Source organism: Streptomyces sp. Ag109_O5-10 (assembly GCF_900105755.1).
Classification (GTDB): domain Bacteria; phylum Actinomycetota; class Actinomycetes; order Streptomycetales; family Streptomycetaceae; genus Streptomyces.
Map to the genome: position 1 here is coordinate 7,621,012 of NZ_FNTQ01000001.1, position 19,182 is coordinate 7,640,193.

19 protein-coding genes are annotated in these 19,182 nt (G+C 71.3%); 11 read left to right on the forward strand and 8 right to left on the reverse strand.

All coding sequences use genetic code 11. From position 1 onward, the window contains the following. Window positions 1-3 precede the first annotated feature (3 nt). Complete coding sequence (locus tag BLW82_RS34745) at window positions 4-1,359, reverse strand: ferredoxin reductase family protein (RefSeq protein ID WP_093505219.1); 1,356 nt, start codon at window positions 1,357-1,359, stop codon at window positions 4-6. Window positions 1,360-1,509: 150 nt separating this feature from the next. Between BLW82_RS34745 and BLW82_RS34750 the strand changes: the two genes are divergently transcribed. Further along, window positions 1,510-2,250 carry a response regulator transcription factor gene (locus tag BLW82_RS34750; RefSeq protein ID WP_093508439.1) on the forward strand — a complete coding sequence of 247 codons (741 nt, stop codon included), beginning with the start codon at window positions 1,510-1,512 and terminating at the stop codon, window positions 2,248-2,250. 4 nt (window positions 2,251-2,254) lie between these two features. Beyond that, window positions 2,255-3,733, forward strand: coding sequence for a sensor histidine kinase (locus BLW82_RS34755; RefSeq protein ID WP_093505221.1), 1,479 nt, complete (start codon window positions 2,255-2,257; stop codon window positions 3,731-3,733). Between the two features lie 24 nt (window positions 3,734-3,757). Here the strand turns inward: BLW82_RS34755 and BLW82_RS34760 are convergent, their stop codons facing one another. The 3 genes from BLW82_RS34760 to BLW82_RS34770 form a co-directional block, all read right to left on the reverse strand. Continuing rightward, window positions 3,758-4,462 (reverse strand): L,D-transpeptidase family protein, encoded by a 705-nt coding sequence (locus BLW82_RS34760; protein ID WP_093505223.1) that lies wholly within the window; start codon window positions 4,460-4,462, stop codon window positions 3,758-3,760. A 3-nt stretch (window positions 4,463-4,465) separates the two neighbouring features. Continuing rightward, the gene (locus tag BLW82_RS34765) at window positions 4,466-5,053 is read right to left on the reverse strand and encodes a pyridoxamine 5'-phosphate oxidase family protein (protein WP_093505225.1); all 588 of its coding nucleotides are present in this window, start codon (window positions 5,051-5,053) and stop codon (window positions 4,466-4,468) included. Window positions 5,054-5,116: 63 nt separating this feature from the next. Then, window positions 5,117-5,983, reverse strand: coding sequence for a hypothetical protein (locus BLW82_RS34770; RefSeq protein ID WP_093505227.1), 867 nt, complete (start codon window positions 5,981-5,983; stop codon window positions 5,117-5,119). 189 nt (window positions 5,984-6,172) lie between these two features. Here BLW82_RS34770 and BLW82_RS34775 point away from each other — a divergent pair, with 189 nt between their 5' ends. From BLW82_RS34775 to BLW82_RS34795, 5 genes are all read left to right on the forward strand, one after another. Beyond that, a complete protein-coding gene (locus tag BLW82_RS34775; protein WP_093505228.1) occupies window positions 6,173-7,390 on the forward strand; it encodes an argininosuccinate synthase in 1,218 nt (405 codons plus the stop codon). A 49-nt stretch (window positions 7,391-7,439) separates the two neighbouring features. Continuing rightward, window positions 7,440-8,867, forward strand: coding sequence for an argininosuccinate lyase (gene argH / locus BLW82_RS34780; protein WP_093505230.1), 1,428 nt, complete (start codon window positions 7,440-7,442; stop codon window positions 8,865-8,867). A gap of 165 nt (window positions 8,868-9,032) precedes the next feature. Then, on the forward strand, window positions 9,033-10,004 hold the full coding sequence (locus BLW82_RS34785; protein ID WP_093505232.1) for an aldo/keto reductase: 972 nt from the start codon (window positions 9,033-9,035) through the stop codon (window positions 10,002-10,004). A 125-nt stretch (window positions 10,005-10,129) separates the two neighbouring features. Further along, window positions 10,130-10,681, forward strand: coding sequence for a TetR/AcrR family transcriptional regulator (locus tag BLW82_RS34790; RefSeq protein WP_256216049.1), 552 nt, complete (start codon window positions 10,130-10,132; stop codon window positions 10,679-10,681). Continuing rightward, entirely contained in the window at window positions 10,678-12,204 is a 1,527-nt protein-coding gene (locus BLW82_RS34795; protein WP_093505235.1) for an MFS transporter, read from the forward strand. The genes BLW82_RS34790 and BLW82_RS34795 overlap by 4 nt, the downstream gene beginning before the upstream one ends. Window positions 12,205-12,299: 95 nt before the next feature. Here BLW82_RS34795 and BLW82_RS34800 read toward each other — a convergent pair whose 3' ends face one another. Both BLW82_RS34800 and BLW82_RS34805 read right to left on the reverse strand, forming a co-directional pair. Continuing rightward, window positions 12,300-13,952 carry a multicopper oxidase family protein gene (locus BLW82_RS34800; protein WP_093505237.1) on the reverse strand — a complete coding sequence of 551 codons (1,653 nt, stop codon included), beginning with the start codon at window positions 13,950-13,952 and terminating at the stop codon, window positions 12,300-12,302. A 181-nt stretch (window positions 13,953-14,133) separates the two neighbouring features. Further along, on the reverse strand, window positions 14,134-14,805 hold the full coding sequence (locus tag BLW82_RS34805) for a lysophospholipid acyltransferase family protein (protein WP_093505239.1): 672 nt from the start codon (window positions 14,803-14,805) through the stop codon (window positions 14,134-14,136). 319 nt (window positions 14,806-15,124) lie between these two features. On the opposite strand from BLW82_RS34805, the gene BLW82_RS34810 reads away from it, so the two are divergent. The 3 genes from BLW82_RS34810 to BLW82_RS34820 all read left to right on the forward strand — a co-directional run bounded on the left by BLW82_RS34810 (window position 15,125) and on the right by BLW82_RS34820 (window position 17,429). Next, window positions 15,125-16,306 carry a glycerophosphodiester phosphodiesterase gene (locus BLW82_RS34810; protein ID WP_093505241.1) on the forward strand — a complete coding sequence of 394 codons (1,182 nt, stop codon included), beginning with the start codon at window positions 15,125-15,127 and terminating at the stop codon, window positions 16,304-16,306. Window positions 16,307-16,380: 74 nt separating this feature from the next. Continuing rightward, window positions 16,381-16,887 carry an RNA polymerase sigma factor gene (locus BLW82_RS34815; protein ID WP_093505243.1) on the forward strand — a complete coding sequence of 169 codons (507 nt, stop codon included), beginning with the start codon at window positions 16,381-16,383 and terminating at the stop codon, window positions 16,885-16,887. Between the two features lie 44 nt (window positions 16,888-16,931). Then, window positions 16,932-17,429, forward strand: coding sequence for a GNAT family N-acetyltransferase (locus BLW82_RS34820; RefSeq protein WP_093505245.1), 498 nt, complete (start codon window positions 16,932-16,934; stop codon window positions 17,427-17,429). 94 nt (window positions 17,430-17,523) lie between these two features. Here BLW82_RS34820 and BLW82_RS34825 read toward each other — a convergent pair whose 3' ends face one another. After that, window positions 17,524-17,964: a hypothetical protein gene (locus BLW82_RS34825; protein WP_256216050.1), complete on the reverse strand. Its 441-nt coding sequence runs from the start codon at window positions 17,962-17,964 to the stop codon at window positions 17,524-17,526. Then, window positions 17,945-18,304: a hypothetical protein gene (locus BLW82_RS34830; protein ID WP_093505249.1), complete on the reverse strand. Its 360-nt coding sequence runs from the start codon at window positions 18,302-18,304 to the stop codon at window positions 17,945-17,947. Before BLW82_RS34830 ends, BLW82_RS34825 begins: the two co-directional genes overlap by 20 nt. A gap of 69 nt (window positions 18,305-18,373) precedes the next feature. Here BLW82_RS34830 and BLW82_RS34835 point away from each other — a divergent pair, with 69 nt between their 5' ends. After that, window positions 18,374-19,021 carry an HAD family hydrolase gene (locus BLW82_RS34835; protein WP_093505251.1) on the forward strand — a complete coding sequence of 216 codons (648 nt, stop codon included), beginning with the start codon at window positions 18,374-18,376 and terminating at the stop codon, window positions 19,019-19,021. The last annotated feature ends 161 nt before the right edge of the window (window positions 19,022-19,182 follow it).

Consider the following 19,182-nt stretch of genomic DNA (forward strand, 5'->3'; position numbering starts at 1 on the left):
CTCTCACAGTTCGAATGACTCGTGGTGGATGCGACGGTCGGGCACCCCGGCCGCGCGCAGCGCCCCGTACAGCTCCTGGGCGAAGCCGTGCGGACCGCAGATGTACACGTCGTAGCCGGCGAGGCCCGGGAAGGTCGCCCGCAGCGACTCCGCCGTGAGGGCGGGGCGCTCGCCCCGCGGGCCGTTGAGGGCGTACAGCACCTGCGCGCCGCGCCAGCGCGCGATCGCCTCCAGCTCGCCGCCGAGCGCCAGGTCCGCGGCCGTGCGCGCCCGGTAGAGCAGGGTGACGTCGCCGGGCAGCGTCTCGAAGAGTGCCCGCAGGGGGGTGACGCCGACGCCCGCCGCGATCAGCAGGGTCCGGTGGCTGGTGGCCCGGTCCGCGGTGAGGCCGCCGTACGGGCCCTCCGCCCACACCCGGGTGCCGGAGCGCAGCAGCGACACGGCCGCGCTGTGGTCGCCGAGCGACTTGACCGTGATCCGCAGCAGGTCGCCGCGCGGCGGTGCCGAGAGCGAGTACGGGGTCGACGTCCAGCCCATGCCGTCGCCGCCGAAGAACCGCCACCGGAAGAACTGGCCGGCCTGTGCGCCCAGTTCCCCGATCCGCCGGCCCTGGACGACAACCGAGTACACGCCCGGCGCCTCCTGCTGCACGGAGTGCACCCGCAGCCGGTGGCGGAGGTTGAGCCGCACCGGCGCCAGGATCCGGAACCACAGCACCAGGGCGGCGACCCCGAGGTACAGCGCGTACCAGAAGGCGGTGGCGACCGGCTTGCCGTTGAGGTCGTTGCCCAGCGTCAGCTGGTGGAAGAAGGCGAGGAAGACGGCCGCGTAGGTGAGCAGATGGACGTAGTACCAGAACTCGTAGCTGGTCCGGCGGCGCGCGGCCCGCACCGACGTGATGCCGACGGCGAACAGGATCACCGTGCCGGCGGTCGCCTTGAGCATGTCGGGATAGTCCAGGACGACGTTCAGCGTCTCGCGGACGACCGAGGCGTGGTCCTGGGCCGCGTACCCGGTCAGGATCAGCACGACGTGCGCGACCAGCAGGCAGACCGTGTACCGGCCGGCCATCGCGTGCCAGCGGGCCACCCGGTCCGAGCCGACCCGCACCTCCAGCAGCGGCACCCGGGCCATCAGGCCGACGAGCACCGCGCAGGAGTAGCCGCACAGCAGGCCGGCGATCCGCCCGGCCCCGGTCAGCCAGCCCGCCGCGCCCACGACGGAGCCGGTGTCCGACCACCACAGCAGGAGCACGGCCCCGGCGCCGGCCCACAGCGCGGCGAGCACCACGGCGGCGGGGGAGCGGCGCGTGCCCACGGGCACGGCGGGTGCCCTGCGCCGTTCGTCCACGGTCGTCATGAGTCGGGTCCTTTCTCCGGCCAGGTCGCCACTGTGCAACCCGAACCTCTGAGCACCTTCTGAACCGGGACCCTCCGCGCGTGCTCAGAGGAAACTCACAGCGAGGACGGCCACACGCCGCCGTCGGGAGGATGGATGCTGGTACACGCGATGAACACGACCCGCTCCGGCCGCCCCGCCCTCACCCGCCCCGACGGCACCCAGCTCCGCGTCCTCGTCGTCGACGACGACCCCGACCTCGCGGAGGTCCTCACCGGTGCCCTGCGCTACGAGGGCTGGGAGGTCCGCGCGGCCGGCGACGGCGCGAGCGCGCTGGCGGTGGCCCGGGAGCTGCTGCCGGACGCGGTGATCCTCGACGTGATGCTCCCGGACACCGACGGCTTCGCCGTGCTCCGCTCGCTGCACCAGGTCCAGCCGGACGTCTGTGTGCTCTTCCTCACCGCCCGGGACGCCGTCGAGGACCGGATCGCCGGCATCACCGCGGGCGGCGACGACTACGTCACCAAGCCCTTCAGCCTGGAGGAGGTGGTCGCCCGGCTGCGCGGCCTGCTGCGCCGCGCCGGCATGGCCCGCCAGCAGGAGGACGGCCCCCGCCTCGTCGTGGGCGACCTCACCATGGACGAGGAGGCCCGCGAGGTCACCCGGGCGGGCGAGCTGATCGAACTCTCCCCGACCGAGTTCGAACTCCTGCGCTTCCTCATGCGCAACCCGCGCCGTGTCCTCAGCAAGACACAGATCCTCGACCGGGTGTGGTCGTACGACTTCGGAGGCCGCGCCCACGTCGTCGAGCTGTACATCTCCTACCTGCGCAAGAAGGTGGACGCGGGCCGCGAACCCATGATCCACACGGTCCGCGGCGCGGGCTACGTCCTCAAGCCGGTGACCAGGTGACCACGTGAATCTGCCACGACGGCTACACCTGCCCCGTCTCCGCACCCTCCGCGCCCGCCTCACCGCGGGCCTGGTCGTGCTGCTCGCGGTGAGCTGCGCGGCCGTCGGCGTCGCGGCCGTGGTGGAACTGGACGGCTTCCTCACCGGCCGCCTGGACCAGCAGCTCCAGCAGACCGGCCCGAGCTTCCCGCAGTCCCTCGAACACGGCACGTACAAGCCGAGCGACCAAGACGGCGACGAACACGGCGACACCCGCCGCCAGGCCGCCGGCACCTTCGGCGTCCGCCTGCTGGAGGGCCGGGTCACCAACGCGGCCCTGGTCCCCTCCGGAGACGACCCGGACCTGACCGTCGCCGTCACGGCCCGGGACCGCGTGGCCCTCGCGGAACTGCCGGTGGACGGCCGCGGCCACACGGTCCGCCTCGACTCGATCGGCGCCTACCGGCTGCTGGCCTGGCCGGGCCGCGACGGCGACGTCCTGGTCACCGGCCTGCCGCTGGAACCGGTCCGTGCCACCGTGCACCGCCTGGAACTGGTCTCTGCCGCCGTCTTCGGCCTCGCCCTCACCGCGGCCGGGGTGGCCGGCGCCCTGTGGGTCCGCTGGTCCCTGCGCCCCCTGAGCCGGGTCGCGGCGACGGCCACCCGGGTCAGCGAGCTCCCGCTCGCCAGCGGCGAGGTGGCCCTGCCCTCCCGAGCCCCCGAGTCCGACCCCCGCAGCGAGGTCGGCCGGATGGCCGCCGCCTTCAACCGCATGCTGGGCCGCGTCGAGGACGCGCTCACCAAGCGCCACGCCAGCGAGGAACGCCTGCGCACCTTCGCGGCCGACGCCAGCCACGAGCTGCGCACCCCGGTCGCCTCGGTCCGCGGCCACGCGGAACTGGCGCTGCTGCACCCGGGTCCGGTACCCCCCGAGGTCACCCGGGCCCTGGAGCGCATCGCCGCCGAGTCCTCCCGGATGGGCGCGATGGTCGACGACCTCCTCCTCCTGGCCCGCCTGGACGCGGGTCGTCCCCTGGAGAACGACCCGGTCGACCTCACCCACCTGGTCCTGGACGCGGTCACGGACGCGCGAGCCGCGGGCCCCGACCACCACTGGACCCTGGACCTGCCCGAGGAACCGGTGACGGTGACCGGCGACACCCACCGCCTCCAGCAGGTCCTGGCCAACCTGCTGGCCAACGCCCGCCTGCACACCCCTGACGGCACGAAGGTCACGGTGACCCTGGAGACGGACGGCACGGAGGCGGTCCTCCAGGTCCACGACGACGGCCCCGGCGTCCCGAGGGACATCCAGCCGGGCGTCTTCGAACGATTCACCAGGGCAGAACACCGCCGCCGCCCGGACGCCTCCGGCGGCGGTGCGGGCCTGGGCCTGTCGATCGTGGCGGCGGTGGTGGAGGCGCATGGCGGGACGGTGACCTTGGAGAGCCACCCGGGTGCGACAACGTTCACCGTGCGGCTCCGGCCAGGGACACCCGCCTAGGAGCGCCTGCGGCGCAACGCGACCTCAATACCGGGTGAGAGCCGTATCCCCGCCCGTCGTCCCGATGGCGATGTGCGGCAACTTCTTCGGATCCGCCCACTGCAGAATCCTCCGCATCGCGTCCTCCGGCACCGACACGCACCCCGCCGTGGCCCCCGCGCCGTTGACATGCAGAAAGATCCCGGCCCCCCGTCCCCGCACCGGCTGCGCGTAGTTGAACCCGATCACCAGCGCGTACCCGTACTGCGTCGTGTACGACGACAGCTTCTCCGACTCCGCGGCCCGGCAGTCGGAGGGCAACGGCTCGACCCAGCGGTTGTAGGAGGCCGAGTCGTTGTCCTGGCACCACCACGAGTCGGCCGTCACCGGCCGGTACTCGACCGCGGTCCCGGCCGGCGCCGCCTGCAGCCCGAACCCGAACGGAAGGTCGTACAGTCCCGTCGGCGTCGTGTTCGTACCCTGCTGCCGCTTGGCCCCCTCCACCAGCCCCTTCGCCCCGAACCGCGCGGCGGCCGACCCCACCTGCGTCCACTGCCCGTCCCGGCGCTCCCACCAGGTGAGAGTCCCCGAGGTGGAGCTCGGCGCGGACGCCTCCGCGGTGATCAGCTGGCTGCCGCCGCCCGTGTCGGCCAGCTGAGCGGGCAGCGGCTGCGGGTCCGTGGCTCCCGGCGCCGCACCGAGCAGCAGGAGGGACGCGGACACAAGAGTGATGACAACGCCTCGACGCATGGCTCAGACGCTAGACGGAGGCAGCGGCAACGGCAGCCCGGGTAGGCCGTCCAGGCTCACCGCGATGTGGTCCTTCTTCTCGAAGTACGCGCTCAGCGTGGCGTCGTCCTCGCGCGCGAAGCGCTTCCCGTGCAGGTCACGGTCCGTCTCGTAGGCCATGTAGGGGACCGCGTAACCACAGCTGTCGCGAATGAGTTCGGCGTGGACGACGACGACCGCGCGCAGGCCGTGCAGGGACGGGTCGATGTCCGGGAAACGGGTGAGGAGTTCCGCGAAGCGCGGGTCGTCGCGGAAGACCGCCTCGCCGTGCCCGTGCACCCGCACGATGTTCGGGGGGCCCTGGAAGGCGCACCACATCAGGGTGATGCGGCCGTTCTCCCGCAGATGGGCGATGGTCTCGGCGTTCGAGCCGGCGAAGTCCAGGTAGGCGAGGGTGAGTTCGTCGAGTACGGCGAAGGAGCCCCGGAGGCCCTTGGGGGACAGGTTGACCGTGCCGTCGCTCGCGAGCGGGGCGGTGGCGGTGAAGAACAGGGGCTGCTCCTCGATGAACGTGCGGAGCCTGCCGTCGATGCGTTCGTAGGTCTTTCCCATGAGGCCCCACTGTGGCCGCCCCGGCCGGCGCTGTACACGGGGCGGCCACAGCTGCCTGTCACGTCACTTGGTGAGCGTGCAGGCGGCCAGGGAGTCGAGACCGGTCGGCTTGGCCGTGGTCCGGCCGATCGCGATGGCGATCCGGTCGATGGTCGACTTCCGCTTGTCCGCCAGGGGGCCGAGGATCGCGTTCTGGACGAAGTTCGGGCCGCCCTGGCCGACCGTGGTCCGGAGCCGGTTGTCGGCCTCGGAGATCTGAGTCTGGAGCAGGGTGAGGTTGCGGTCCACCTCGGCCTGCGCGGAGGCGGGGATCGCCGGGAGCCGGGAGGCGACGTCCGGGCAGGTGATCGAGCCGACGGCACCGGTGTTCGTGTTCGTGCCGCCGGTGCCCGTGGACTGCTGCTGGGCCGCCGCCTTGCTCGGCGTGGCCGAGGCGGCGCCCGTCGCCGTGCCGCTGCCGGTGTTCGTGCCCGTCCCGGTCGCGTTGAGGGTGCACGGCGCCAGGGAGTCCAGGCCGGTCGGCTTGGCGGCCGTACGGCCGATCGCGGTAGCGATCCGGTTGACGGTCGCCACCCGCTTGTCCTTGAGGGGGCCGAGGATCGCGTTGTTCACGAAGTTCGGTCCGCCCTGGCCCACCGTGTCGGCCAGCCGCTTGTCGGCCTCCTGGATCTGCGTCTGGAGGAGCGTGAGGTTTCTGTCGACCTCGGCCTTCGCGGAGGCGGGGATCGCCGGGAGCCGGGAGGCGACGTCCGGGCAGGTGATGGTGCCGGGGGAGGCGGCGAGGGTGCGCGCGTTGCCGGTGCCACTGGTCTTGTCGGGCGTACCGGCGAGGGCCGTACCGGCGATGACCGCGCCGGAGAGTGCCACGGCGGCGGCACCGCCGATGAACGCGACACGACGCTTGTTGTGCTTCGGAAGAGCCCTGGACATGCGGATGCCTCACTTGGGTCAGGGGTGGGTTTACCAACGCGGCGCCGGCGTTCAGGGATGGGTACGGGTAAGCGGTTTCGTTTGTTCAACCCTTTTTCCTATCGGTCGGCCGAACCCCGGCAGATTGACGAATCATGCAGAGCTCTGCATAATCATGCATAGCGAGCGGGTGTACGTGAGGAGGGACCCATGACCGAGCGCGTCGTACTCGCCTACTCCGGCGGTCTCGACACCTCCGTCGCCATCGGCTGGATCGCCGAGGAGACGGGCGCCGAGGTCATCGCCGTCGCGGTGGACGTCGGCCAGGGCGGCGAGGACCTGGACGTCATCCGCAAACGCGCCCTCGCGTGCGGTGCGGTCGAGGCCGAGGTGGCCGACGCCAAGGACGAGTTCGCCGAGGAGTACTGCCTCCCCGCGATCATGGCGAACGCCCTCTACATGGACCGCTACCCACTGGTCTCCGCCCTCTCCCGCCCGGCGATCGTCAAGCACCTGGTCGCCGCCGCCCGCAAGCACGGCGCCGGCACGGTCGCCCACGGCTGCACCGGCAAGGGCAACGACCAGGTCCGCTTCGAGGCCGGCATCGGCGCCCTCGCCCCCGACCTGACCTGCATCGCCCCGGTCCGCGACTACGCGATGACCCGGGACCGGGCGATCGCCTTCTGCGAGGCGAAGAAGCTCCCGATCGCGACCACCAAGAAGTCCCCGTACTCCATCGACCAGAACGTCTTCGGCCGCGCCGTCGAGACCGGCTTCCTGGAAGACATCTGGAACGGCCCGATCGAGGACATCTACGAGTACACCCAAAACCCGGCCGTCCCGCGCGAACCCGACGAGGTGGTCATCACCTTCGAGGCGGGCGCCCCGGTGGCGATCGACGGCAGGCCGGTCACCGTCCTCCAGGCGGTCCAGGAACTGAACGAGCGCGCGGGCGCCCAGGGCGTCGGCCGCATCGACATGGTCGAGGACCGACTCGTCGGCATCAAGTCCCGCGAGGTGTACGAGGCCCCGGGCGCGATCACGCTCATCACGGCCCACCAGGAGCTGGAGAACGTCACCGTGGAGCGCGAACTCGCCCGCTACAAGCGGCAGGTGGAGCAGCGCTGGGGCGAACTCGTCTACGACGGCCTGTGGTTCTCCCCGCTCAAGCGCGCTCTGGACGGTTTCGTCCACGAGGCGAACCGGCACGTCACCGGGGACATCCGCATGACGCTCCACGGCGGCCGCGCGGTCGTCACCGGCCGCCGCTCCGACTCCTCCCTCTACGACTTCAACCTCGCCACCTACGACACCGGCGACACCTTCGACCAGGCCGCGGCCAAGGGCTTCATCGACATCTACAGCCTGTCGTCGAAGATCGCCGCGCAGCGCCATCTGCGGGCACAGCCCGACGTAGACCAGGCATAGATCTGCAAGGATCTGCGCTACCCGTCAACCCTCTCTAGGAGCAACGCAAGTGAGCAGCAACAGCGGTGACGTACGGCTCTGGGGCGGCCGTTTCGCGGACGGTCCCGCCGAGGCCCTGGCGAAGCTGTCCGCGTCCGTCCACTTCGACTGGCGGCTCGCGCCCTACGACATCGCCGGTTCGCGTGCCCACGCGCGCGTGCTGCACAAGGCGGGCCTGCTCACCGAGGACGAACTCCAGCGCATGATCGTCGGCCTCGACCGGCTCGAAGCCGACGTCGCCGACGGCTCCTTCGTCGGCACGATCGCCGACGAGGACGTCCACACCGCCCTGGAGCGCGGCCTCCTGGAGCGCCTCGGCCCCGACCTCGGCGGCAAGCTGCGGGCCGGCCGCTCCCGCAACGACCAGGTGGCGACCCTCTTCCGGATGTACCTGCGGGACCACGCCCGCATCATCGGCGGCCTGATCGCCGACCTCCAGGACGCCCTGATCGGCCTTGCCGAGGCCCACCCGGACCTGGCGATGCCCGGCCGCACCCACCTGCAGCACGCCCAGCCGGTCCTCTTCGCCCACCACGTCCTGGCCCACGTCCAGTCCCTGACCCGGGACGCCGAGCGGCTGCGGCAGTGGGACGAGCGCACGGCCGTCTCGCCGTACGGCTCCGGCGCCCTCGCGGGCTCCTCCCTCGGCCTGGACCCGGAGGCGGTGGCGAAGGATCTCGGCTTCGAGCACGGCAGCTCCGCGAACTCCATCGACGGCACCGCCTCCCGCGACTTCGTCGCCGAGTTCGCCTTCATCACCGCGATGATCGGCGTGAACCTCTCCCGGATCGCGGAGGAGGTCATCATCTGGAACACGAAGGAGTTCTCCTTCGTGACCCTGCACGACGCGTTCTCCACGGGGTCGTCGATCATGCCCCAGAAGAAGAACCCCGACATCGCGGAGCTGGCCCGCGGCAAGTCCGGCCGCCTGATCGGCAACCTGACCGGTCTGATGGCCACCCTCAAGGCCCTCCCGCTCGCCTACAACCGCGACCTCCAGGAGGACAAGGAGCCGGTCTTCGACTCCTGCGACCAGCTGGAGGTCCTGCTCCCCGCCTTCACCGGCATGATGGCCACCCTCACCGTCCACCGCGAGCGCATGACGGAACTGGCCCCGGCCGGCTTCTCCCTCGCCACCGACATCGCCGAGTGGCTGGTCAGGCAGGGCGTCCCGTTCCGTGTCGCCCACGAGGTGGCCGGCGAGTGCGTCAAGGCGGCGGAGGCCGAGAACAAGGAACTCGACGAGCTGACGGACGACCAGTTCGCCAAGATCTCCGCCCACCTGACCCCGGAGGTGCGCACGGTCCTCAACGTCCCCGGCGCCCTCGCCTCCCGCAACGGGCGCGGTGGCACGGCCCCGAGCGCGGTCGCGGTACAACTGACCGAGGTCAAGGCGGACGTGGCCCGGCAGCACGAGTGGGCCGACGCGAAGAAGTAGAACTTCCCCGCGCCCCGCAAGGGGCGCGGGGAACTGCGCGAGCGACCCCCGCTCACCCGCACTCGCGGACGCACCACACCCCCCCCGAGCTGAACGGCGAACCACAGGGCATCGCGGGTTACGTTGGTCAATAGCCCGACGCAGCCGACCCCAACGGAGCCCGCGATGCCCTTCGCCCGCCTGGCGACCGCGACCACGCCGACCGCCCACATCGGTCTCGGCCTCGCCGCAGTCGGCCGCCCCGGCTACATCAACCTCGGCCGCGAAGCCGACCTCGGCGAGGACCGCAGCGTCGGCGCCCTCCGCACGCGCACGCACGAACTCCTGGACGCCGCCTACGCCCAGGGCGTCCGCTACTTCGACGTGGCCCGCTCCTACGGCCGCAGCGAGGAGTTCCTGGCCGACTGGCTGACCGCCCACCCGGACATCCAGGACGTCGTCGTAGGCAGCAAGTGGGGCTACACCTACACCGCCGGCTGGTCGGCGGACGCCGAGACGCACGAGGTCAAGGACCACAGCCCGCAGACGTACGACCGGCAGCGCGCCGAGACCGCCGAGCTCCTCGGCGACCGGCTCGACCTCTACCAGATCCACTCGGTGACGCCGGACAGCCCCGCCCTCACCGACAAGGAACTCCACGCCCGCCTCGCCGAAGCGGCGGCCGGCGGCCTCACCGTCGGCTTCTCCACCAGTGGCCCCGCCCAGGCCGACGCGATCCGCGCCGCCCTCGCCGTGACGGTCGACGGCGAACCCCTCTTCCGTACCGTCCAGTCGACGTACAACGCCCTGGAGACCTCGGCGGGCCCGGCCCTCGCCGAGGCACACGACGCCGGACTCACGGTGATCGTGAAGGAGGGCATGGCCAACGGCAGGCTGGCCGCCCCGCACGCCCCCGACGCCCTGCGGACCGTGGCCGAGGAGACCGGCCTGGGCTGCGACGCGGTCGCCCTCGCGGTCGTGCTCCGGCAGCCCTGGGCCGGGGTCGTCCTCTCCGGTGCCGCGACCGTCGCCCAGCTCGCCTCCAACCTCCACGCGGCCGTGGTCGACCTCGCCCCGGACCAGCTCAGCCGCCTCGCCACCCTGGCCGAGGAGCCGCGCGCCTACTGGGAGCACCGCGGCAGCCTGCCGTGGCACTGACACAGAACCGGGCGTAACGTCCCAGAAATGCACTTAACGCAACAAATCTGCACACAGGTCACCGCCCTTGATACGCGTACGCCGCGCGTGAGACAAGCATGTCTCACTTGGTTTACTCTTGTCTCATGGCCCTCGATCGCGACCACGTCCTGCGCAGCGCAGCCGCCCTGCTGACCCGGAAATCCACCGCGACCATGGACGAGGTCGCCAGGGCCGCCGGGATCAGCCGGGCCACCCTGCACCGGCACTTCGCCGGGCGCGACGCGCTCGTCCGCGCGCTGGAGGCGCTCGGCATCGCCGAGTGCGAGGCGGCCCTCGACGCGGCCCGCCTGGCCGAGGGGCCCGCTGCCGGCGCCGTACACCGCCTGGTCCGCGAGATCGAGCCGGCCGCCGGTCTGCTCGCCTTCCTCTACACCGAGAACCAGCTGTTCGAGGGCGACGGGCAGAACCAGGGCTGGACGCGGATCGACGACCGCATCGCGGCCCTCTTCAGACGTGGCCAGCAGACCGGCGAGTTCCGTATCGATCTCACGCCCGCCTGGCTCACCGAGGCGCTGTACGGCCTGCTGGCCTCCGCCGCCTGGGCGGTCTCCGAGGGCCGCGTCGCCCCCAAGGACTTCACCCACATGATCGTCGAGCTGTTGCTCGGCGGCGCACGACGAAGAGAGGAACCATGACCAGCACCGTGCGGCCGACGCGCCCGGCGGAGGCGGAGGAGAGGCGGCCTGGCCGCTGGGCCGCGCTCACGGTGCTGGTGCTCGCTGTGCTCCTCGTAGCCGTCGACGCGACCGTCCTCGGCCTGGCGACCCCCTACATCAGCGAGGACCTCAACCCCTCGGGCACCCAGGTGCTCTGGATCGGCGACGTCTACTCGTTCGTCATCGCCGGCCTGCTGGTCTCGATGGGCAGCCTCGGCGACCGCATCGGCCGCAAACGGATCCTGCTCGTCGGCGCGACGGCGTTCGGCGCGATATCCGTCCTGAACGCGTACGCGACCACCCCCGGAATGCTGATCGCGGCCCGTGCCCTGCTGGGCGTCGCGGGCGCGACCCTGATGCCGGCCACCCTCGCGCTGATCCGCAACCTCTTCCACGACCCGCGCGAGCGCAGCCTCGCCGTCGGCATCTGGGGCGCCGCGGCCTCCGCCGGCACGGCCGTCGGCCCGATCGTGGGCGGCTTCCTGCTCGAACACTTCTGGTGGGGCTCGGTCTTCCTGATCAACCTGCCGGTGATGGTGGTCCTGGTCCTCGTCGGCCTCCGGACGCTCCCGGAGTCGCGCAACCCCGCCCCGGGCCCCTGGGACCTGAGCAGCGTCGTCCTGTCACTGGTCGGCATGATCGCCGTCGTGTACGCGGTGAAGGAGGCCGCGACCCACGGCCTCACCGGCGTGACCGCGGCCGCCGCCCTCCTCGGTGTCGCGGCCCTGTACGGCTTCGTCCGCCGCCAGCTCACCATGCCCAGGCCCCTGCTGGACATGCGGCTGTTCCGCAACCGCGGCTTCAGCGGCGCGGTCCTGGCCGACCTGCTGACCGTGCTCGGCATGTCGGGGCTGGTGTTCTTCCTCTCCCAGTTCCTGCAACTGGTCCAGGGCAGGCACCCGTTCGAGGCGGGCCTCGCCGAGATCCCGGCCGCGGCCGGCGCGGTGGCGGCGGGCCTGGTGGCCGGCCGGGCGGCCCGCCGTTACTCGGTACGGGCGATGGTCTCCGGCGGCCTGACGGCCGTGGGCGTGGCCCTCGCGGTCCTGACCACCCTCTCGCGGCCCACCGGCTACCCGGTCCTCGGCGCCGCCCTCCTGGTGGTCGGCGTCGGCGCGGGCTTCTCCTTCACGGTCACGGCCGACGTCATCCTCTCCAGCGTCCCCAAGGACCAGGCCGGTGCCGCCTCGGCGGTCTCCGAGACGGCCTACGAACTGGGCGCGGCACTGGGCATCGCCCTGCTGGGCTCGATCGTGACGGGCGTGTACCGCGGCTTCACGGCCCCGCCGGGCACCCCGGCCGCCGCCCACGAATCACTCGGCGCGGCCCTGGAGGCCTCGAGGACCATGCCCGCACCCGCGGCGGCCGACATGCTGACAGCGGCCCGCGACTCCTTCACCCACGGCCTCCACCTGGCCTCGGGCGCAGGCGCCGCGGTCCTCCTGGCAACGGCGGCGGCAGCCTGGTTCCTGCTCCGGAACCAACGGTTGGAGAGCGCCCCGTAGGGGCGCTGGGGCCACCCCCGGCCGAAGGCTGGGGGAGGAACCGCGCGAGCAACCACGACGCACCCGCGCCCGCAGGACCGCCGAAGCACCCCGCATCACTTCTGGTAACCGAGCACCGTCATCATCCCGCTCTCCGAGTGGTACTGGTTGTGGCAGTGCAGCATCCACAACCCGGGGTTGTCGGCGTCGAAGTCGAGCACCAGCTTGCGGTGCGGCAGCACGATCGTCGTGTCCTTGCGCGCCCCCGCCGAGCTGATCCCGGTGACCGAGAACGTGTGCCCGTGCAGATGCATCGGGTGCCACATGTCGGTCGCGTTGACGAGCGTGAGCCGCACCCGCTCGCCGGCCCGCACCGCATGCCGCTGCCGCACGTCGTACTGCTTGTGGTCGAAGCCCCAGTCGTACCTCTGCATCGTGCCCGTGATCCGGATGAGCAGGTCACGGTCGGGGACGCGGTCGTCCATGGCGACGGACTCGGCCGGCAGCAGGCGGCGCGCCGGCACGATCTCGCGGTCCAGCTCGGCCGGCCTGACATCCGGCGCCGGAAGGTTTCTCCCCTTGTCGGTGCGGAGGATCGCGAGCGCTTTGCCCGGCTTGCCCTCGGCGAGCGCGACGAGCGGGAAGACGCCGTCCTTGACGGTGACGAGGACGTCGTACCGCTCGGCCATGCCGATCAGCAGCGCGTCGGTCCTCTTGTGCTGCACGGGGTAGCCGTCGGTGTGGGTCACGGTCATCTCGTGGCCGCCGAGCGCCACCCGGAACGCCGTCTCGGAGCCCGCGTTGATGATCCGGATCCGGACCCGGTCGCCGGGGCGGCAGCGGAAGACCGAGGGGTCGGTGCGCAGCCGCCCGTTGGCCAGGTAGTGCGGGTAGGCGACGTTGCCGCCCTCGCCGTGCAGCAGTTGGCTGTGGGAGTTGCGCAGCACCCGGTCGGGGCCGGTCGTCGTCTTCGACTTGCCCTTGGACGCGGACTTGGACGGCGACGGGGAGGCATGCGCCGAGCCGTGCGGGCTCGGGCTTCCGGGGCCGGGGCCCATGCCCATCCCCATGTGCATCGCCATGGACCCGCCCGGCTTGAGCTGGTCGAGCACGTGCTCGGGGTTGGAGCCGTCGATGTCGTCGACCCAGTCGTCCAGGACGACGACCCACTCCTGGTCGTAGGCGAGCGGCTCCTTCGGGTCGTCGACGATGAACGGCGCGTAGAGAGCCCGGTCGGGCTGCATGCCGACGTGCGAGTGGAGCAGGTACGTGCCCGGGTGGGCGGCGACGAAGCGGTAGATGAAGTCCGTGCCCGGCGCGATGGCCGGCTGGGTCAGGTCCGGGACGCCGTCCATGTCGCAGCGCAGGCGAACCCCGTGCGCGTGCAGCGAGGTCTTCTCGGCCAGCTGGTTGGAGAGGGTCAGGCTGAGGACGTCACCGGCGGTGACGCGCACCAGCGGCCCGGGGACCGACTCGTTGTACGCCCAGCTGTGGACCGTGCGCCCGCCCAGGTCCAGCATGCTCCTGGCCGCCGTGAACCTGATCATGCGGACGGGGCCGGACCCGCGTTTCCGCTCGGCCGCGAGCACCTCCGGGTCCGACGGGTTGACGAACCCCTTGGGCCCCTGCGGGACGAACGCCGAGGTGACGGCCGTGTGTTGCGGGCCGGAACGGGGTTCTGAGCCCGAGTCGGTACATGCCGCGAGGAGTCCGGCGCCGGCGGCAGCGAACGGAGCACGGAGCAGGGTACGCCGAGAAGGTTTCTGCATGTCTGAATAAGACATGCTGTGTGCTCATATGGCCGGTAAATGTGAATGAAAGGGCGATGTGTCGGGGCAGATTCCACCGGCAGGCGGACGCCGAACGGGCGTCAGGCGGATGGCAGACAGAAGGGCGCGGACCACCGGTCCACGCCCTTGCGCCGAACGAGTGCCGCGCCGTCCCTCTCCGTCAGGCGGCCTTCGCCTTCGTGGCGTACATGTCCACGTACTCCTGCCCGGACAGCCGCATCACCTCGGCCATCACCGAGTCGGTCACGGCCCGCAGCACGTAGCGGTCCCGGTCCATCCCCTCGTACCGGGAGAACTCCATGGCCTCGCCGAACCGGACGGTGACCTTGCCGGGCCGCGGGATGCCCGCGCCGCCCGGCTGCAGCTTGTCCGTGCCGATCATCGCGAAGGGGACCACCGGCGCGCCGGTCATCAGCGTCAGCCGGGCGATGCCGGTACGGCCCCGGTACAGCCGGCCGTCGGGGGAGCGGGTGCCCTCTGGGTAGATCCCGAAGATCCGGCCCTCGTCCAGGATCCGCTTGCCGGTCATCAGGGCGGCGACGCCACCGCTCGCGCCGTCCCGGTCCACCGGGATCATGCCGACTCCGGTGAAGAACCAGGCCATCAGCCGGCCCTTGAAGCCCTTCCCGGTGACGTACTCGTCCTTGCCGATGAAGAACACCTGCCGCTTGCTGACGAGCGGCAGGATCATCGAGTCGATGAACGTGAGGTGGTTGCCGGCGAGGATGACCGGCCCGTCCCCCGGGATGTGCTCCACGCCCTCCACCTGGGGGCGGAACATCAGGCGCATGATCGGTCCGAGCACTGCCTTGATGAGCGCGAAGCGGGACAACGGGTCCTCCGATGTCGAGGGGCGGTATGAGTCTGTGCAGGTGAGGACATTACTCGCGGCTCCACGGGAAGCGCACATCGGGAGTGGCCGGTTCACCGAGGTCTTACGTACTGTTGACGCTGGTTTACCTGCGGTGACGTCCCGAAATCGGGCCGTCACGAGTTCGGGCGGTGTGACGGATGTCGCCGACGGACCGTCATGACCCGCCGTCCATCAGCCATACGGCGTCACCCGGCTGTTGGGCCGGCGGCCTCCCTTCGGTCACCTGTGCAGTCCTACGATCAGCCGGCATCAGACGGCGAAGGTCAGGAGGGCGCTCATGGACGCGCATGACTCGAACGAGCGAACGCGGACGAACGGTACGACCGGACGGCGGGCGCTGCTCGGCGCCGCGGTGCTCGGCGCCGGGGGCGCGGTCCTCGGACTGCCGGGCGCGGCCAGGGCGGCCGAGGCCGGTCAGGCCGGTCACGGTGGCGGCCTGCAGAGCCTGCCGAAGCCGACGATCATCGGCCACCGCGGCACCAGCGGCTACCGCCCGGAGCACACCTTCGGCTCCTACGACCTCGCCCTGGACCTCGGCGCCGACATCGTCGAGGCCGGCGACCTCGTCCCCACCAAGGACGGCCACCTGGTCTGCCGCCACGAGCCGGAGATCGGCGGCACCACGAACGTCGCCGACCATCCCGAGTTCGCCGACCGCAAGACCACCAAGACGCTGGACGGCGTCCCCACCACCGGCTGGTTCACCGAGGACTTCACGCTCGCCGAGCTGAAGACGCTGCGGGCGATCGAGCGCATCCCGGCCAACCGCCCGCACAACATGCTCTACAACGGCCGCTGGGAGATCCCCACCTTCGAGGAAGTCCTCAAGTGGCAGGACGAGCAGACCCGCAGGCGCGGCAAGCAGGTCTGGATCTACCCGGAGGCCAAGCACCCCACGTACTTCCGCAGGCTCGGCCTCGGCGTCGAGGAGCGGATCGCCAAGCTGCTGCGCAAGTACGGCAAGGACAAGCGGAACTCGCCGGTCCTCGTCCAGTCCTTCGAGCCGACCAGCATCCAGCGCCTCAACAAGCTGATAGACAACCCGCTGGTCGTGCTGCTCTCCGCCGCCAACACCCAGCCCTACGACTTCGTCGCGACGGGCGACCCGCGCACGGTGGCCGACCTGATCACGCCGAAGGGCCTGCGGGAGATCGCCGGTTACGCGCAGGGCATCGGCCCGACCGTGGACCTGATCATCCCGAAGGACGCGAACGGCAACTTCAGCACGCCGAGCACGCTGGTCGCGGACGCGCACAAGGTGGGTCTGATCCTGCACCCGTACACCATGCGCAACGAGAACCCCTTCCTGCCGCCGGCCTACCGCGTCGGCAGCGACGCGGACGCCTACGGCAACGTCTTCCCGGTCTTCCGGAAGTACTTCGAGACCGGCATCGACGGTGTCTTCACCGACAACGCCGACACCGCCCTGCTGGCCCGCGCCGACTTCGTCAACGGCTGAGCCGACGCACCCCGTTCGGGGTGTCTCCCGGCCGCCCCGGCAACCCGTGCCGGGGCGGCCGCGTCGTTCCGCATATGACGAACGACCTGGTCGCCGCCCTGCGCCCGCTGCTCACCGCCGAGGCCGCCGCCGAGGCGCATGCCTGCGGCAGCGACCCGCGCGACCTGGAGCAGACCGTCTGGGTCCGCCTCCTGGAGCGCCTGGAGACCCACGGCCCGCCCAGGGCTCCGGAGGACTGGCTGCGCAGGGCGGTCCGAGCCGAGTCCCGCCGCACCCGCCGTACCGCCCGCCGGGAACACCCGTACACCGCCGATCCGGCCGACCCCACCACCCCCACCCCCGAACAACGCGTCCTCACCACCGCCCGCCACCGCGCCGTGCGCGAGGCCGTCGCCCGCCTCCCCGGCCGCTGCCCCCGGCTCCTGCAGGCCCTGCTCTCACCGAAGGACCTGACATACCGGGAAATCGCGGGGGAGTTGGGTATCTCACAGGGCAGTCTCGGCCCGGAACGTTCCAGATGTCTTGGTTGTCTGCGGCGATTGTTGACGCCGGAGGTTGCGCCCCGCGAAGGGCGGGGATAGGAGTGAGAACGACAGGCGATCAGGTGAGCGGGAGGCGTGCGCACATGGGCATGAGCGTGACCATCTCGGTGGCGACCGAGCAGGATGCAGAGCAGATCTTCAGGCTCCAGTACCTGTGCTTCCAGGGTGAGGCGGCGCTGTACGGCAACTACCGGATCGACCCGCTCGTCCAGAGCCTCGACTCGGTCCGCCAGGAGCTCGCCACCGACTGCGTCTTCGTCGCCCGACTCGGCGAGGAGGTCGTCGGTTCGGTCCGCGGCTCGGTCACCGAGGACGGCGCCGCCGCCATCGGCAAACTCTGCGTCCACCCCCGTCTCCAGGGCCACGGCATCGGCGCCCGCCTGCTGCGCGCGGCCGAGGAGGCGCTCGCCGAACAGCGCGGCGCCAAGCGGTTCCGCCTCTTCACCGGCCACCGCAGCGAGGGCAACCTCCGCCTGTACCGCCGGGTCGGCTACGAGACGGTGGGCACCTCCAAGGGCGCGGACGGCGTCCCGATGATCGTCCTGGAAAAGCCGGCCAGTACTTATGCAACTACGGCCTGACAACTGACCCAGGGGCGCTGGGGGTACTCCCGGCCGAAGGCTGGGGAAGGAACTGCGCGACCAGCCGCTACGCACCGGCAGTCGCGCAGGTTCCTCAAGCCGCTTCCCGCTGGGCGCCCTTCCGCAACCAGTACAGGGCGGAGATCGGCAACAGCACGGGAATGAACACGTACCCCATCCCGTAGTCCGACCACACGGTCGCGTCCGGGAAGGCGGAAGAGTCGACCAGGGTCCACGTCCCCACGACCAGCACCCCCGCCAACTCGGCGGCGCAGCACACCTGCGCCACCCTGCGCGCGGTCTCGCCGCCCCGCACCAGCGTGTACGTGATGAAGGCGTACACCACCCCGGCGACGGCGGACAACGAGTACGCGAGCGGCGCCCGGTCGAACTCGGTCGCGATCTGGTAGGCAGATCGCGACACCGCCCCGACTACCATCACGCCGTAGAACCACACCAGCAGCGTCCCCGGCCCACTGGTCAGCCGCTTCGGCCTCTCTTCCACGGCCGTCATCTCACCCTCCCCAGATGTCATGGAGCCGCACCTCCAGCACGGCCAGCACCACACCGCCCGCGGCGACCGTCACGGAACCCCACCGGGTCCGCTCGGCGAGCGACATGAACCCCGCGGCCGGCACGCACGCGAACGCGCCCAGCAGATAGGCGACGAAGATCACCGTCCCCTGGTCCGGCTTCTCGCCCCGCGCCAACAGCACGATCCCGGCGATCAGCTGGATCACCGCCAGCGCCGACACCACGGCCATCCCGATGAAGTGCCAGTCCTTCGTCGGCTGGTCCCGGTACGCCGCCCAGCCGCACCACGCGGCGAGCAGCAGCGCGGCGACTCCGGTCACCGTCAGCAGGGCATTGAGCATGCGGTGACCTTATTACGGCCGAAACGGCCCGATGCCGTCGCCCCTGCCGTACACCGTAGGGTCGAGACCATGACGATCCACGCACAAGCCCTCCTGTTCGACAACGACGGCACCCTCGTGTCCTCCCTCGCATCGGTCGACCGCTGCTGGACCCGCTGGGCGGCGGAGTACGGCGTGACCGAGGAGTTCACCCGCGTCGAACTGCACGGACGGCCCGCCGCGGACATCGTCGCCGACCTGCTCCCGCCGGACCTCGTGCCGGAAGCGGTCGCCCGGGTCGAACAACTGGAGGTGGAGGACGTCCCCCATGACGGCGTCCACCTGCTGCCCGGCACCGCCGCCTTCCTGGACTCGCTGCCCGCCGACCGCTGGGCCGTCGTCACCTCCGCCACCCGCCGCCTCGCGGAGGCCCGCCTGGAGGCGGTCGGGATCCGGCCGAAGACGCTGGTCTGCGCCGACGACATCACCCGCGGCAAGCCCGACCCCGAGCCGTACCTCCTCGCCGCCCGGCAGCTCGGCGTCGACCCGGCGCACTGCGTCGTCTTCGAGGACGCCCCCGCCGGCCTCCAGGCGGGCCGCGCGGCCGGTATGACCACCGTGGCGTTGACCACAACCCACCAGGCGCACGAGCTGGACGCGGACCTCGTGGTGAAGGACCTCTCGGCCTTGTCCGCGCTGGTCACCGACCGCGGCGTCGCGATAGCGCCCCGCGGCTGAAACGTGTCCGCCGCTGTCCAGCATGCGGACAGCGGCGGCCTGTCAGGACCGTAGGTCTGGTTTACTGATCGCATGACCACGACGAGCGACCGCACCCCTGCGACCGAGGCGACCATGACGCCCGGTGCTCGTTGTATGTGTCGAATGTGCGCCTTCTAGAG